Origin of the sequence: Agromyces sp. NPDC056389, assembly GCF_042262385.1 — a bacterium.
Taxonomy (GTDB): domain Bacteria; phylum Actinomycetota; class Actinomycetes; order Actinomycetales; family Microbacteriaceae; genus Agromyces.
In genome coordinates, this window is sequence record NZ_JBHJPN010000001.1 from 2,332,203 (window position 1) to 2,347,189 (window position 14,987).

Sequence of the window (14,987 nt, forward strand, 5' to 3'; positions counted from 1 at the left end):
GTCGGAGCGGGCGTTTCCTGGGCAGGAGCCGCGGACTCACCTGGACGTGCGGGATGGAGCGCCGACGCAGTGTCGGCGGCTGCATCTCCGACAATCTCGCGGATCAGGTCTTCGAGAAGCCGGTCGGGCCCGCCGGGATGGTGCTCCGCGGGGTCGCCTGCAGGATCGGCGTCCGCTCGGAGAGCGGCAGCTGTCTCGGCGTCCCAGTCGATTCCACGAGGTGCTGGAGGTTCACCGGTCGTTGTCGTGGTGCCTGCTGCGGCAGGCGCAGCCACTGCAACCTCGTCGGCGACTGCCGTATGGGCCGTGTTCTGTGCGCCGTCGCCATGGGCGATGCGTACCGTTGCACTCTCGATCGAGCCTGCCCCATCGTCGGTGCTGTGGGGTGCGGCAGTGGAAGCAGCGCTCGTACCGGCCGGCGTCGCGCTCGATCGAGACTCAGGACTCCAGTCGGCGAGCCGCTGCAGATCGACAGCCGGGTCGGCCTGGCGCGAGAGTCCATCCGATGCGTCAGCCGGCGTGGCCGGCGCGGACTTCGAATGCGTCGTACCACCGGCGGGCTCGTCAGGGGAGGGCTGAGGGCGCTTGCGGTGAAACCATCCACGTCCCCCGCCCTGTGCCATGCCGACGCTCCAAATCCTTGGTTTTCGAGAGAATCGCCGCGTCTGCGGAGTCCTCGATCCGAGAGTCAAGCCTAACCGCCGCGACCGACTCTCAAGTTGAAACACGAGCGAACTCCGCCAGATCCGGACCGATCGTCCTGTGGAAGAGTGGACGCTCCACGACCACCCATGCAGTGCTCCCGGACGAGCTGTCGTTCCACGCCAGATCCTCAACGTGGCGGCCGCCTGCAACGATCGGACGCATGCCCGTCGAGCGCGACGCGACCGAAGGTCCAGCGGTCTGGCATGCAACAACATCGGCGCGACCACCTGAAACGCGCCCAGTTGCAAGCCCCGCCGTCGCGAGGAGGTGGGATGCATGAGTGGCGAGCCGACGATTGTCACTCCGTCGTGCGATTCTGCGTAGCAGAAGTGGAGCCGCTCGTGTGCTGCGACTCGATGATGGGATCTCTCCGTTCGCGCACCCGGCGCCGGGTCGGTGTCGGCGCGTCAAACAGGTTCGCTCGTGCAGCCAGTCGCGATCGACCCGAGCATCCTCCGTCCGGCGGGGACCCGGGGACCGGTTCGCAGTGTTTCACGTGAAACATGACGGCAAGGCCTGCGCTCATCGTGGCTGTCTCGCCAGTCGCGGCAATGGGATCGAGAGCTGTCATGACGCGGATCGGGCAGCCGCATGACCCGGCGGTGCCGGCAGCACAGCAGACGTGACTCGCCGGAGCTCTCCGCCTGATCTGCCATTGCAGCCGCAACCCTGGATCGACGAACGCGTGTATGAACTCATCGGCAGCAGTGATGCCCGAGCGATCCACAAACCGTTGCACTCACCGAGCACCGGCGCGCGAGGCGCTCCGATCCGTTGGTGGAGCGATGCAGGATCCGGAAGCGCCTCGATGTTCTCATCGCGACGACAGGGCCGGCACAGCTGGGCGGGTCCAGCGCGCCTCCGCCCGACGGGGACGCGCCAGTTCTTCAGCACCGCGGAGACAGCAGGATCGACAGGTGCCTGCACGGACGCAGCGCAGCGCCGTGTCCGAGCGATCCGAGCAGCTCGCCGACGCGATGCGTCTGAATTGGGCACTGCGACAGCAACCAGATCACTGAGTGTCGACCCGGACCCATCGGGGCCATCGCGAACGCCGGGTCTCGCCCAGGTGCTCGTGCGCACTGGCCGCACCTACGCGCGCTCGTCGTGCAGCCCATCGCGTTGGTGCGCGGCGCAAGAGACCAGGTCTCCTGCAACACCTCAGCCGATCGATGTTTCACGTGAAACGTCCTGCCCGTCGACCCCACGAAGCGACTCACCGCCAGTCCGCTCGAACACACCAACGTTTCACGTGAAACATCCGCCAACCAGCCTGGCATGCAGTCGCCTCCGGCTCGATCGACGCCAGCGACGTTTCACGTGAAACACCCGGCCCCATCTCATCGTCCAGTTCGCCTTCGACCACGTTCGACACGCGCCGATGTTCTCGTGAAACGTCCACCACCCGTCCGGTCATCCGGCTCGCTCCAGCTCGCTCGGCACACCGACGCTTCACGCGAAGAGTCAGCCACGCGTCCGTCATCCCGCTCGCCTCCGACGACACCCGACATCCGCGAGGTCTCAGGCGAACCATCGGCAGCATCGACCGCGGCGAGCCGTTCGCCTCAGCCCCCTTCGGCGTGCGTCGACCTTCGTGGGAGGCTCGGAGACCCGCTGAAGCTCGGAGACCCGGCTGCATACGACGGACCCCTGCGCTGACTCTCGCCGTGCCGACGAGTCCGACCGGGTCACGGAGAGCGACGCTCGGGCAGCAGGCACAGATCGGACGTGGACGATCACGTCGGGGGAGTCCTGTCTCGCGTCACCAACTGCTCCCATCGTGATGAACCAGAGCCGCCACCGATCCTTCGCGAACGATGAGCTACGGAGCCATGCGAACGCACAACCTCGCGACCCGAGTCATGGAAACGAAGGCTTTCGATGAGCCAGCGACTGCCGGGCGGTGAGCGAGTCGGACTGCGATTCCCTGGAGAGCAATCCAGAAGGTCTCTCCCGAACACGAATCGACGAGAAGGCGGACAGGGCATCCGAGCTCGGGGTTCGCAAACGACCCGCATCTGAACCCGAGCTCGAGGACGAAGAGATACTGAACCCGATGAGCGCTCCGTGGCATCGACCACCGCAGGATGCCAGCGCGCGATATGGCGGATGAGACCCGGGGGGCGGGATCCATCACTCACGCCGAGAGAGGAGTCAACGGTCTGTGACACCGACGACTGCAGGGTGGTGACTCAGTGTCGAGGTGCACGGACTCGATGGGGGAGGCCCGACCCGATGGCGGAATCCCCCAACTGTGCGGAAGGCCGGCCACCCGTGGGAACCAGTCGCCATCGGTACGGGAGCGCAGCTCAGCGATGTCGGCGAATCCGCCCGGTGCAGTCGCGTGGTTCGCGGACGTTGGCCCGCACGGACCGCCGGATCGAGCAGAGCCTGCCCCGTCCATGGCCGCACGCTGAGGACGTCCGAGTGCGGTGGGGAGTGTGGTCCCAGAAGAGAGGGCACTCTCGGGCACCGGATCAAATGCGATGACATCGTCGGGATGGAAGACACCGCGGTGGTGTGCGCGAGCCGAACGGAGGCGACCAGCCCGTCTCCGCCCACGGTGGAGTACTCGCTGGACGCATGGACTGGACGCGTCGACCCACGGGACATCAGAGCGGAGGCGGCGCCGAAACGGCCTTCGTGCCGCGTGGTTCGAATACGGGATCGAATCGTTGATCGGGGGCCGTCCACCGTGAAGTCGCCCGCGCGAGCTGCGACAGGTGTGTGCGTGCGGTTCATCCGCATCCGCGAGTTGGAAGCGCGGGCGCGTCGCCGACGATCAGGCCGAACGACCCTTCTCGATCGAACGCCTCCAGCGATCTCGATCACTGCACCATCGCACTCGCGAGCGCCTCGCGCGGAAGCCCGCGCGAACCTGCCGTACCACCGGGATGCATCTCGTGCGATGGGCAACCCCTCGGCCCGCTCAGCCCGACGGCGGCACCGACCACCGCGCGATGCCTTCCCATCCGCCGAGGATGGATCGGTTCGCGACGGGAAGACCGTGAGGATGTCGCGGCGCCCCCGCCGACTCCGTCTTCGGTCGCCAACGGACCTGACGGAGGAACTGCCACACCGTGTCTCGAGCGTGACACCTGCGAGCTGAAGGCGCGTCCTCCTGCAACGCCGCATGTCCGTGCGCGTCCGCCGTGGGCCTACGCGCCGGGTACGCATTCGGTGAGCGACGATGACGCCGCCCCCAGCCGACCGCAGCTCACCAGTTCAGCGGTCGCAGTGCACGGGGTTTCACGTGAAACACCGAAAGGGATGGCGGCCCGAATGGTCACGAAGCGGGTCGCCGATCACGCCGAACCACGCGGCGACTGTCCGCCCCCGAACGTGGCTCTCTGAGCATCGAAAGAAGCACAACCGGACTCCTCCGACCGAAGGCTGCGCAGGCCGAGAGATGGCCCGTTCGGCGGCGCAGTCGTCGCGCGCAGCGCCAATCGCGATCGAACCGGACCGACGCACCGCCTGAAGATTGGGCGGTACGCCGAGCGATCCGCCATCGAGCGCCCCAGCGGAATGACGATCATGCACAACACCGGCGGCAACCGCTCAGGTCTACCGCAGCGGCGAGCTGTGAGAGGTGAGCGCAGCCCTCCATCCCCGCGGCGAGCAACCCAGGTGCGATCGCACCTGGGCGCACCGACGAACGACAAGCGCCGCAATCACGGGGTGAATCGAGAACGGCACACCCGGGGGGGAGTGGCGTCAGCCCGCAGTCGCGCGGAACACCCGCGTGACCTCGGAGACGACGCCTTCGCCGAGCACGAGGACCTCGACGTCATGCAGGTGGTACCTGCGAATGACCTTCTCGGCCGCACCGATCTCGCCGTCGACCCCCGCGCCCTTCATGAGCACGAGCTCACCGCCGGGCCGCAACAGGGGAGCGGTCACCGGAATCAGGGTGCGAAGTGCGCTCACCGCACGTGCCGTCACCTGGTCGAGCGAGTCGAACAGCTTGGACTCCTCGGCGCGCGCACGCACGACCGTCACGTTCGAGAGGCCGAGCTCGTCGGCCTGGCGCTCGAGCCATGCGACTCGACGCTCCATCGGCTCGATGAGGGTGAACGAGACATCCGGCCGCATGATCGCGAGCACGATACCCGGCAGGCCGGCGCCGGACCCGACGTCGCCCACGCGCCCGGGTCGCAACAGAGGTGCGACCAGTGCGCTGTTCAGGATGTGGCGGGTCCACAGGCGCGGCAGCTCCAGCGGACCGATCAGCCCGAGTTCCTCGCCGTGGCGCGCGAGTGCGTCCGTGAACGCTCGTCCGCCCTCGATGTGCTCGCCGAAGAGCTCGACTGCGGCGGCCGGCTCGGGTTCGACTCCGTCGATCATCGTTTCACGTGAAACGTCAGCCAACGCGCGTGATGACCGTGTGACGGTCGGAGCCTTCGCCGCGCGACTCCGAGTGGAGGCCGCGCTCGGCGACGAGATCGTGCACCAGCTTGCGCTCGTACGACGACATCGGGGGGAGGGATGCCTCAGCGGCCCCTCCCTCGATGCGCTCCGCTGCGCGCTCGACCAGCCCGGCGAGCTCGTCGCGACGTGCGTCACGCGACCCGCCGATGTCGAGGATCAAGCGTGAGAACGCGCCGGTCTTGGTCTGCACCGCGAGGCGCGTGAGCTCCTGGAAGGCGCTCACCGTCTCGGGCTTCGCAAGCAGGTTGAGGTTCGCGCCCTCACCGGCGTTCACCGAGACATAGGCGCGACCGTTGCGAGCATCGATGTCGATGTCGCCGTCGAGGTCCATGATGTCGAGGAGCTCTTCGATGTAGTCGGCCGCGATGTCGCCTTCCTCTTCGAGCTGCGAGGTGGAGCGCTCTGCGGCGTCGTGCTGTACGTCGGTCATGGGTTACTTCCCCTGCTTCTTCGCGCGAGCCTTGCTCACGGGCTGCTGGCGCTGAGTCTTCTTCGCCTCAGGCGCTTCGATCTCGGTCTGGTTCTTCTCTTCGACGACGAGCTTGCCCTTGCGGGCGAGGCGCTCCTCGCGGGCCTTCGCGGCCTCGCTGCCGGGCGTCGGCATGTTGCGGATGACCACGAACTGCTGACCCATGGTCCAGAAGTTCGAGACGAGCCAGTAGAACATGACGCCGATGGGGAATGCGACACCCGAGAAGGCGAACACGAGGGGGAGCAGGTAGAGCATGATGCGCTGCTGGCGGAACATCGGGCTCGCCTTGGTCTCGGGCGACATGTTCTTCGAGACGATCTGCAGCTGGGTGATGAACTGCGACGCGGTCATGAGCACGATCATCGTCGCGGCGATGACCATGACCTGCCAGGGGTACTCGCCGTTCATCGCACCGATGAAGGTGCCCTTCAGCGGTGCGCCGAGGATCTCGGAGTTCGCGAACGAGTTGGCGAGATCCTGCGTGAACACGCCGACGCCGGCCTTGTCGTGCTGGGCGTCGTTGAGCACGGAGAACAGACCGAAGAAGATCGGCATCTGCAGCAGCAGCGGCAGGCACGAGGAGAGCGGGTTGGTGCCCGTCTTCTTGTAGAGGTCCATGGTCTCGCGCGACATCGCCTCGCGGGAGAACTGGTCCTTCTTGCCCTTGTACTTGTCCTGGATCTTCTTGAGCTGCGGCGCCACCTCGAGCATGCGGCGCTGGCTCTTGATCTGCCTGACGAAGATCGGGATGAGCGCGGCCCGCACGACGATGACGAGGCCGACGATCGACAGCACCCACGTCACACCCGCGTCGGGGTTGAGCCCGAAGAACGTCCACATCGAGTGGAACGCGACGAGGATCAGCTCGATGACCCATTTGATGGGCCAGAGGACCAGGCTGATGATATCGGGCATTGGGTGGGTCAGTCCTTTCGGAACAGGTCGGGGGAGGAAAGCGCGAGCGCCGCGTCATCGCGGCGCGAGTCTGGAGCCGGAACGACTGCGACCGCAGGACCGACGGATGCATCGTGGCCGGCGGAATCGGAGGCGTGGGCGTGAGCGTGAGCGGTCGCGTCGAGCGCAGCGGATGTCGTAGCATCCGCCCAACCGGCGGGGATGACCCACCCGAACCGGGTGACGCGATAGCGGGAGTGCTTTGCGGCGCGAACGTCGTCGATGCCGCCGGCCGACCAGGGGTTGCACCTGAGGATGCGCCATGCCGTGAGCAGCGATCCGATGACGAGGCCGCGTTGCTGCACCGAACCCAGGCCGTAGGCCGAACAGGACGGGTAGTACCGGCAGACATCGCCGTACAACGGCGAGATCGCGGCGCGATAGCCGCGGATGAGGAGGACCCCGGCATTGCGGGGGATCAGCGCGGCGAACAGGACGGCGTTCTTCACGCTAGTCGCCCTTCTCCTGCGCTGCTGCGGCCGACGCACGTGCGCGTCGGCGTTGGAGTGCACCGAGTACCTCGGTGCGGATCTCGTTCCAGTCGGCGAGGGATGCCGACGGCAGTGCTCGCACGACGACGTCGACATCGGAGATGCCGTCGCCGAGTGCCTCGTGGCAGACGGCCTTCAGGCGTCGACGCACGAGATTGCGGCGGACTGCGCCGCCGACCTTCTTCGAGACGATGAAGCCGAAGCGTGCGTCGGTGCCCGACTCCCGTGAGCGCACATAGCTCACGGTGTGGGCACCGGCGACCTTCGCCCCACGGCGCACGATGACTCGATAGTCGTCGGCGCTCGTGATGCGATTGGCTTTGGCGAGCACCGAAGAACTACGCGGAGAGCTCGGTGCGACCCTTTGCGCGGCGTGCCGAAAGGATGGCACGGCCGGCGCGGGTGCGCATGCGAAGGCGGAAGCCGTGCTTCTTGGCGCGACGACGGTTGTTCGGCTGGAAAGTACGCTTGCTCATTCTTCTTCTCCGGCGTTCGGATCTCCTCGCCGAAAATCGCTGGTTGCGTGAAGGCGGGAAAACTGGGTGCCCTGACGGGCTGGGGTCAACTGATTAAAACTACGGCCTCGAAGGCTCGGGGTCAAACCGAACCGACACGGAAACGGCCGCAGTTCAAAAGAGACAGTATCGCTCGAACCTCAGGATCGCCTGTGGAACGACACGCCCGCCCTGTCGAATCCCTCAATCGGCATTTGTCGGGAGCGCCTTCCTCGGATAGCGTTTGACACCAGTTATCCCCAGCTTGGTGCGCGGATTCTCGGGCTTCTTCCGAAATCTCCCCACAGGCCGTGGACAACGCAGAGAACACGCGCGTCGCGCCGCTTGCTCCGTCGATCGGGGGATCGATGAGCGGACAGACGACGGCCACCGAATGATTGCGGGGAACGATGACAGAGCAGCCCATCACGGATACGTGGGCGACGATCCTCGATCGGCTGTCAGACGACGACGCGATCACCCCGATGCTCCAGGGCTTCCTCAACCTGGTCGAACCCAAGGGCATCGCGGCGGGCACCTTCTATCTGGAGGTGCCGAACGACTTCACCGCGAGCATGCTCAATCAGCGCATGCGGGTCTCGTTGCTCTCGGCGATGAGCGTGGTCGAGGCTCCGTCACCCGTGACCTCGTTCTACGTGGTCGTCAATCCCGAACTCGAAGAGGCGAGGACTCCCGAACCGCAGTCTCCATTCGTCGATGACGCGATCGATCCGGTCGAGTTGCCGGCATCCCCGCAGTCGGTCTTCGAGAACACGAGCCCCGTCGCATCGCGCGACACCCGGCTCAACCCGAAGTACGCGTTCGAGAGCTTCGTGATCGGCCAGTCCAATCGCTTCGCCCACGCGGCTGCGGTCGCCGTGGCCGAGGCGCCGGCGAAGGCGTACAACCCGCTCTTCATCTACGGCGACTCGGGCCTCGGCAAGACGCACCTCCTGCACGCCATCGGCCACTACGCGATGAGCCTGTATCCCGGAATCCGCGTGCGCTACGTGAGTTCTGAGGAATTCACGAACGACTTCATCAACTCGATCGCGAACAACCGCGGTTCCCTCTTCCAGCAGCGGTATCGCAACATCGACATCCTGCTGATCGACGACATCCAGTTCCTGCAGGGCAAGGCGGAGACGCAGGAGGCGTTCTTCCACACCTTCAACACGCTGCACGACCACAACAAGCAGGTCGTGATCACGAGCGACGTGCCGCCGAAGCACCTCACGGGGTTCGAAGACCGCATGCGCAGTCGCTTCGAGTGGGGTCTCATCACCGACGTGCAGGCCCCCGACCTCGAGACCCGCATCGCGATCCTCCGCAAGAAGGCGCAGTCCGAGCGGCTCCAGGTGCCCGACGACATCCTCGAATACATGGCGTCGAAGGTTTCGTCGAACATCCGCGAACTCGAGGGCACGCTGATCCGCGTCACCGCGTTCGCGAGCCTCAACCGCACTCCGGTCGACATGCCGCTCGTGCAGACGGTGTTGAAAGACCTCATCACGGATGACTCGGACAACGTCGTGTCGCCGGTCGACATCATCACGGCCACCGCCGACTACTTCAAGCTGACCGTCGATGACCTCTACGGTTCGAGCCGATCGCAGGCCGTGGCCACCGCGCGGCAGATCGCGATGTACCTCTGCCGCGAGCTCACGAGCCTGTCGCTGCCGAAGATCGGGCAGCTCTTCGGCAACCGCGACCACACGACGGTCATGTACGCCAACAAGAAGATCTCGGAACTCATGAAGGAGCGTCGCTCCATCTACAACCAGGTCACCGAGCTCACCGCGCGCATCAAGCAGGTCAGTCGCTACCGCTGAGCCGTCGCCCGAGTGCGCGAACCGCCGTCCGTTCCGGGCGGTGTTCGTCGCGCCCTCCGGCGACGGCGGAGACCCCCGAAACGAGGTCTGCAGCCCTTGTGCAGGCCTCTGACGACCGATTCCCACAGTTGTGGAGAACCTGTGGATTGTTAACGAGCAACCGCCCAGCGCCTGTTGAGACAGGGTGCTCGCCTGTGCAGAACGGTGTCATGCGTTCGGCATCGGAGTGAGGCATCCGCTCACGAACCCACACACTGTGCACAGATCGGATGCCCCCGGATCAGCGTCGTTCCGCGGGTCTCCGAACACCATCCACAGTTTCCACAGCGGTTAACACTGTTAAGAGTTAAGGGTTTAAGTGGGGATTCCCACAACCTTGTGGATCGGCGCACCTCGAACTGGTCTTCGCGACTCGGTTCGTGATCGATTCGCCCGCGTTCGGGCGATCTCTGCGGATAGCATGGGAGCCACCCAGCGACATCCACGACGGGAGTACCGTGAAGTTCCAGGTCAACCGCGACGTCTTCAGTGAGGCCGTTTCATTCGCCGTCAAGCTGCTGCCGCAGCGCACCACGTTGCCGATCCTCTCGGGCGTGCTGATCCAGGCGAACGCCGACGGTCTCGTGCTCTCCTCGTTCGACTACGAGGTCTCATCGCAGACCGAGATCCAGGCCGACGTCGAAGAGACCGGCACCGTGCTCGTCTCCGGTCGTCTCCTCGCCGAGATCGCGGGCCGCCTGCCGAACGCCCCCGTGCGCGTGGCGACCGAAGAGAGCCGTATCTCCGTGAGCTGCGGCTCCGCGAGCTTCACCCTGTTGTCGATGCCGGTCGAGGAGTACCCCTCCATTCCCGAGATCGGCGAGCAGTCGGGCGTCGTTCCCGCCGAGGAATTCGCTGCAGCCGTCGCACAGGTCGCCGTCGCCGCGTCCCGCGACGACGTCACCCCGGTCATCACGGGCGTGCAGCTCGAGGTGCGCGAGAACAACCTCAGCCTCGTCGCCACCGATCGCTACCGCGTCGCCGTGCGGGAACTCGACTGGGACGGCGGCTCCGTCGCGAGCGAGGAGTCGGTCACGGCGCTCGTTCCCGCCCGCACCCTGCAAGAGGTCGGCAAGACGTTCGGCCACTCCGGCACGATCTCGGTCTCGATCACGAGCCGCGACGACCGTGAGCTCATCGCATTCAGCGCCGAGAAGAAGACCGTCACGTCGCTCCTCATCAAGGGAAACTTCCCGCCCGTGCGCCGGCTCTTCCCCGAGACCGTCGACAACTACGCGGTGGTGAACACCGCTGAGCTCATCGAGGCGACCCGTCGTGTCGCCCTCGTGCTCGAGCGCGAGGCGGCGCTCCGCTACAGCTTCACGGCCGACGGCCTCACCCTCGAGGCGATCGGCAGCGAGCAGGCCCAGGCCTCCGAGTCGATCGACGCGATCCTCACGGGCGACGACACGGTCGTCTCGCTGAAGCCGCAGTTCCTGCTCGACGGCCTCGGCGCCGTGCACTCGGAGTTCGTGCGCGTCTCGTTCACGAAGACCGAGAACCCCAACAAGCCGGGCCCCGTGCTCATCACGAGCCAGTCCTCGCGCGAACAGGCCGGCGCCGACAGCTACCGCTACCTGCTGCAGCCGAACCTGCTGCTGCGCTAGTCCGTCGCCGCGGGCCCAGCCCGTCGTCGGCGGTGCGGGGTAGCGTGGTCAATTGCGAATCCGTCGGCTCCGGGGCATCCGGATGCCCCGCTGCTGAAGGGAGCCCAGCGTGCATGTCGCCCGGCTCTCATTGACCGACTACCGCAACTACGAGCGGGCCGAACTCGAACTCGGGCCGGGCGCGACGGTGCTCGTCGGGCGCAACGGCCAGGGCAAGACCAACCTCGTCGAATCGATCGGCTACCTCGCCACACTCGGGTCGCACCGGGTCTCGGGCGATCAGGCGCTCATCCGGGCCGGCGCAGACGCCGCGATCGTGCGGGCGCTGCTCTCGCACGGTGACCGCGAGCTGCTCGTCGAACTGCAGCTCAACCGTCAGGGCGCCAATCGGGCTCAGCTCAATCGCTCGCCCGTGAAGACTCGAGAACTGCCGCGCTACGCCCACAGCGTGCTCTTCGCCCCTGAAGACCTCGCGATCGTTCGCGGAGAGCCCTCGGTGCGCCGGCGAATGCTCGACGAGCTGCTCATCCAGCGCACGCCGCGCCTCTCGGGAGTGATGGCCGACTACGAGCGAGTGCTCAAGCAACGCAACTCGCTCCTGAAGAGCGCGCGGGCGCGCGGACTCGCCGTCGAGAAGTTGACGACCCTCGACATCTGGGACGAGCGACTCGTCGCGTTCGGATCCGAACTCATCGATCAGCGACTCGCGCTCGTCGACGAGCTCCGCGATCCTCTGGCCGCGGCGTACCGTGCGATCGTCGACGCCGACCACGGGCCGGGCATGACACCGCTGCTCTCCATCGACGGGGCCGACCCCGACTCCGATCCCGAACAGGTGATCGGGGCCGCTGAGTCGGCGATCGGCACTCGTGAGCGGTTCGCCGAGGCACTGCGCATGCTTCGCCCGAAGGAGCTCGAGCGCGGCGTCACCCTCGTCGGTCCGCATCGCGACGACGTCGTGCTGCTCCTGAACGGACTGCCGGCGAAGGGGTACGCGAGTCACGGCGAGTCCTGGTCGTTCGCACTCGCCCTGCGCCTCGCCTCGGCCGAACTCCTGCGCCGCGACTCGATGACCGGCGACCCGGTGCTCGTGCTCGACGACGTCTTCGCCGAGCTCGACCGCCTGCGGCGCGAACGCCTCGCCCATGCGATCGCCGGTTTCGAGCAGGTGCTCGTGACGGCCGCGGTGCTCGAAGACGTTCCGGCTCCGCTGACGGCTCGCGTCGTGCACATCGCGGCCGGCCGAATCGTCGACGGCGAGGCCGAGACATCACCGGCGGCCGCGGAGCCCAAGATCTCGAACGAGCCCGAGGTTCCGAGCGAGCCCGAGGTCGCCGATGTCTGAGGCGTCCCGTGTCTACCAGCACTTCCGCGAGATCTTCGGCGGCGAGCCCCGCACACGCACCGGGCGTCCTGGTCGGGTCCGCACTCGCGAGGCATCCGGCAGCGAGCCCTTCAGCCCGGGCCGCGACCCGAAGCCGCTCGGCGACACCATCGATTCGCTGAGCGCGCAGCTCGGATGGAGCGGGCCGCTGTCGCAGCACGACGTGCTGGCATCGTGGGCCGAGATCGCCGGTGAGGAGACCGCCCGGCACACCGAACCCATCGCGATCGAGGGCGGCGTGCTGCAGGTGCGCTGCGAGTCGACCGCATGGGCGACGCAGCTTCGCATGATGCGCACGCAGCTCGTCACCGAGATCACGACGAGATTCCCCGGAGCGGGGGTCGACACGATCCGCTTTCAGGGCCCCGATGCCCCCACCTGGAAAAAGGGTCCCAGATCGGTTCCAGGGCGTGGTCCGCGCGATACCTACGGCTAGGCAGGCAAATTCGGTCACTGGGAACGTGAAATCGCCCCAGACGGCGCTTCGAGGCTTGTGTCGACCCTCGATTTGATAGGATCGAGAGTCGCCAGAATGACGGTCAGGAGCCCGATTCACACATGACAGCGGAACCGACGAACCCCCAGCAGTCACCGGCTTACGGTGCTGATGAGATCCAGGTACTCGAGGGGCTCGAAGCGGTTCGCAAGCGGCCGGGTATGTACATCGGCTCGACGGGCCCACGAGGCCTGCACCATCTCGTCTCCGAGATCGTCGACAACTCGGTCGATGAAGCGCTTGCGGGCCATGCCACCACCATCGACGTGACGATCCTGCCCGATGGCGGTGTGCGCGTCATCGACGACGGCCGCGGCATCCCGGTCGACATCCACAAGACCGAGGGCCGCTCGACGGTCGAGGTCGTGCTCACGGTGCTGCACGCCGGCGGCAAGTTCGGCGGCGGCGGCTACGCGGTCTCCGGTGGGCTGCACGGCGTCGGGTCATCCGTCGTCAACGCGCTCTCGACCAAGCTCGACGTCGAGGTGCGCCGCCAAGGCCACGTGTGGCGCCAGTCGTTCACCGTCGGCGTGCCCGACGCACCGCTCTCGCAAGACGAGGCGAGCGACGAGACCGGCACGACGATCACGTTCTGGCCGAGCCCCGACATCTTCGAGACCGTCGAGTTCGACTACGAGACGCTCCGCAGCCGCTTCCAGCAGATGGCCTTCCTCAACAAGGGCCTGCGCATCACCCTCACCGACGAGCGCAGCGGCCATGTCGAGATCGACCCCGAAGACACGGCGGCGAGCGAAGCGGATGCCTCGACTCCCGGCCCCCGCACCGACACGTTCCTCTACGAGCGCGGCCTCGTCGACTACGTCGAGTACCTCAACCGCTCGAAGAAGTCCGACCTCGTGAACGAGGAGATCATCTCCTTCGAGTCCGAGGACACCGATCGCAAGATCGCGCTCGAGGTCGCCATGCAGTGGACGACGTCGTACACCGAGTCGGTGCACACCTACGCGAACACGATCAACACCCACGAGGGCGGCACGCACGAAGAGGGATTCCGCGCAGCCCTCACGACCCTCGTCAACAAGTACGCCCGTGAGAAGGGCATCATCAAGGAGAAGGACGACAACCTCTCCGGCGACGATGTGCGCGAGGGCCTCACCGCGGTCATCTCGGTGAAGCTCTCCGAGCCGCAGTTCGAGGGCCAGACGAAGACCAAGCTCGGCAACACCGAGGCGAAGTCGTTCGTGCAGAAGGTCACCTCCGACCAGCTCGGCGACTGGTTCGAGCGCAACCCCACGGTGGCGCGCGACATCATCCGCAAGGCGATCCAGGCCGCCACGGCCCGCATTGCGGCGCGCAAGGCGCGCGAGGCGACCCGGCGCAAGGGCCTGCTCGAGTCGGGCGGCATGCCCGGCAAGCTCAAGGACTGCTCGTCGAAGGACCCGTCGATCTCCGAGATCTTCATCGTCGAGGGCGACTCGGCCGGCGGCTCCGCCGTGCAGGGCCGCAACCCCGAGACGCAGGCGATCCTGCCGCTGCGCGGCAAGATCCTGAACGTCGAGAAGGCCCGACTCGACCGCGCACTCGCCAACAACGAGGTGCAGGCGATGATCACGGCGTTCGGCGCCGGCATCGGCGAGGACTTCAACACCGAGAAGGCGCGCTACCACAAGATCGTGCTCATGGCCGATGCCGACGTCGACGGCCAGCACATCACGACCCTGCTGCTCACGCTGCTGTTCCGCTACATGCGTCCACTCATCGAGCTCGGCTACGTGTACCTCGCGCAGCCGCCGCTGTACCGCCTGAAGTGGACCAACTCCGACCACGAGTACGTCTACTCCGACAAGGAGCGCGACGCGCTGCTCGCCGCAGGCATCGCCTCCGGCAAGCGCATCCCGAAGGACAACGGCGTGCAGCGCTACAAGGGTCTCGGTGAGATGAACCACCAGGAGCTGTGGGAGACCACGATGAACCCCGAGACCCGCACGCTGCTGCAGGTCACCATGGACGACGCGGCCGCCGCCGACGAGATCTTCTCCACCCTGATGGGCGAAGACGTCGAGAGCCGCCGCAACTTCATCCAGAAGAACGCGAAGGACGTGCGTTTCCTTGACATCTGAT

General features: G+C 66.4%; 11 protein-coding genes. 5 read left to right on the forward strand and 6 right to left on the reverse strand.

What is annotated here, in order from left to right:
- Positions 1-4,422: 4,422 nt before the first annotated feature.
- The 6 genes from rsmG to rpmH are packed head-to-tail and all read right to left on the reverse strand — an operon-like array spanning position 4,423 to position 7,529.
- Positions 4,423-5,052 (reverse strand): 16S rRNA (guanine(527)-N(7))-methyltransferase RsmG, encoded by a 630-nt coding sequence (gene rsmG / locus ACFCVM_RS10950; RefSeq protein WP_375836196.1) that lies wholly within the window; start codon positions 5,050-5,052, stop codon positions 4,423-4,425.
- 16 nt (positions 5,053-5,068) lie between these two features.
- Positions 5,069-5,566, reverse strand: a complete 498-nt coding sequence (locus tag ACFCVM_RS10955) for a R3H domain-containing nucleic acid-binding protein (RefSeq protein WP_129231534.1) — start codon at positions 5,564-5,566, stop codon at positions 5,069-5,071.
- Positions 5,567-5,569: 3 nt separating this feature from the next.
- Positions 5,570-6,523: a membrane protein insertase YidC gene (yidC, locus tag ACFCVM_RS10960; protein ID WP_375836197.1), complete on the reverse strand. Its 954-nt coding sequence runs from the start codon at positions 6,521-6,523 to the stop codon at positions 5,570-5,572.
- Between the two features lie 8 nt (positions 6,524-6,531).
- Positions 6,532-7,011 (reverse strand): membrane protein insertion efficiency factor YidD, encoded by a 480-nt coding sequence (yidD, locus tag ACFCVM_RS10965; protein ID WP_375836198.1) that lies wholly within the window; start codon positions 7,009-7,011, stop codon positions 6,532-6,534.
- 1 nt (position 7,012) lies between these two features.
- A complete protein-coding gene (gene rnpA / locus ACFCVM_RS10970; RefSeq protein ID WP_375836199.1) occupies positions 7,013-7,384 on the reverse strand; it encodes a ribonuclease P protein component in 372 nt (123 codons plus the stop codon).
- Between the two features lie 7 nt (positions 7,385-7,391).
- Entirely contained in the window at positions 7,392-7,529 is a 138-nt protein-coding gene (gene rpmH / locus ACFCVM_RS10975; RefSeq protein ID WP_022889115.1) for a 50S ribosomal protein L34, read from the reverse strand.
- A 428-nt stretch (positions 7,530-7,957) separates the two neighbouring features.
- Here rpmH and dnaA point away from each other — a divergent pair, with 428 nt between their 5' ends.
- The 5 genes from dnaA to gyrB all read left to right on the forward strand — a co-directional run bounded on the left by dnaA (position 7,958) and on the right by gyrB (position 14,986).
- The gene (dnaA, locus tag ACFCVM_RS10980) at positions 7,958-9,379 is read left to right on the forward strand and encodes a chromosomal replication initiator protein DnaA (protein ID WP_375836200.1); all 1,422 of its coding nucleotides are present in this window, start codon (positions 7,958-7,960) and stop codon (positions 9,377-9,379) included.
- A gap of 497 nt (positions 9,380-9,876) precedes the next feature.
- A complete protein-coding gene (dnaN, locus tag ACFCVM_RS10985; RefSeq protein ID WP_375836201.1) occupies positions 9,877-11,025 on the forward strand; it encodes a DNA polymerase III subunit beta in 1,149 nt (382 codons plus the stop codon).
- A 109-nt stretch (positions 11,026-11,134) separates the two neighbouring features.
- The gene (gene recF, locus ACFCVM_RS10990) at positions 11,135-12,370 is read left to right on the forward strand and encodes a DNA replication/repair protein RecF (RefSeq protein WP_375836202.1); all 1,236 of its coding nucleotides are present in this window, start codon (positions 11,135-11,137) and stop codon (positions 12,368-12,370) included.
- Positions 12,363-12,845 (forward strand): DUF721 domain-containing protein, encoded by a 483-nt coding sequence (locus ACFCVM_RS10995; protein ID WP_179551617.1) that lies wholly within the window; start codon positions 12,363-12,365, stop codon positions 12,843-12,845. The genes recF and ACFCVM_RS10995 overlap by 8 nt, the downstream gene beginning before the upstream one ends.
- 122 nt (positions 12,846-12,967) lie before the next feature.
- Complete coding sequence (gyrB, locus tag ACFCVM_RS11000; protein ID WP_375836203.1) at positions 12,968-14,986, forward strand: DNA topoisomerase (ATP-hydrolyzing) subunit B; 2,019 nt, start codon at positions 12,968-12,970, stop codon at positions 14,984-14,986.
- The last annotated feature ends 1 nt before the right edge of the window (position 14,987 follow it).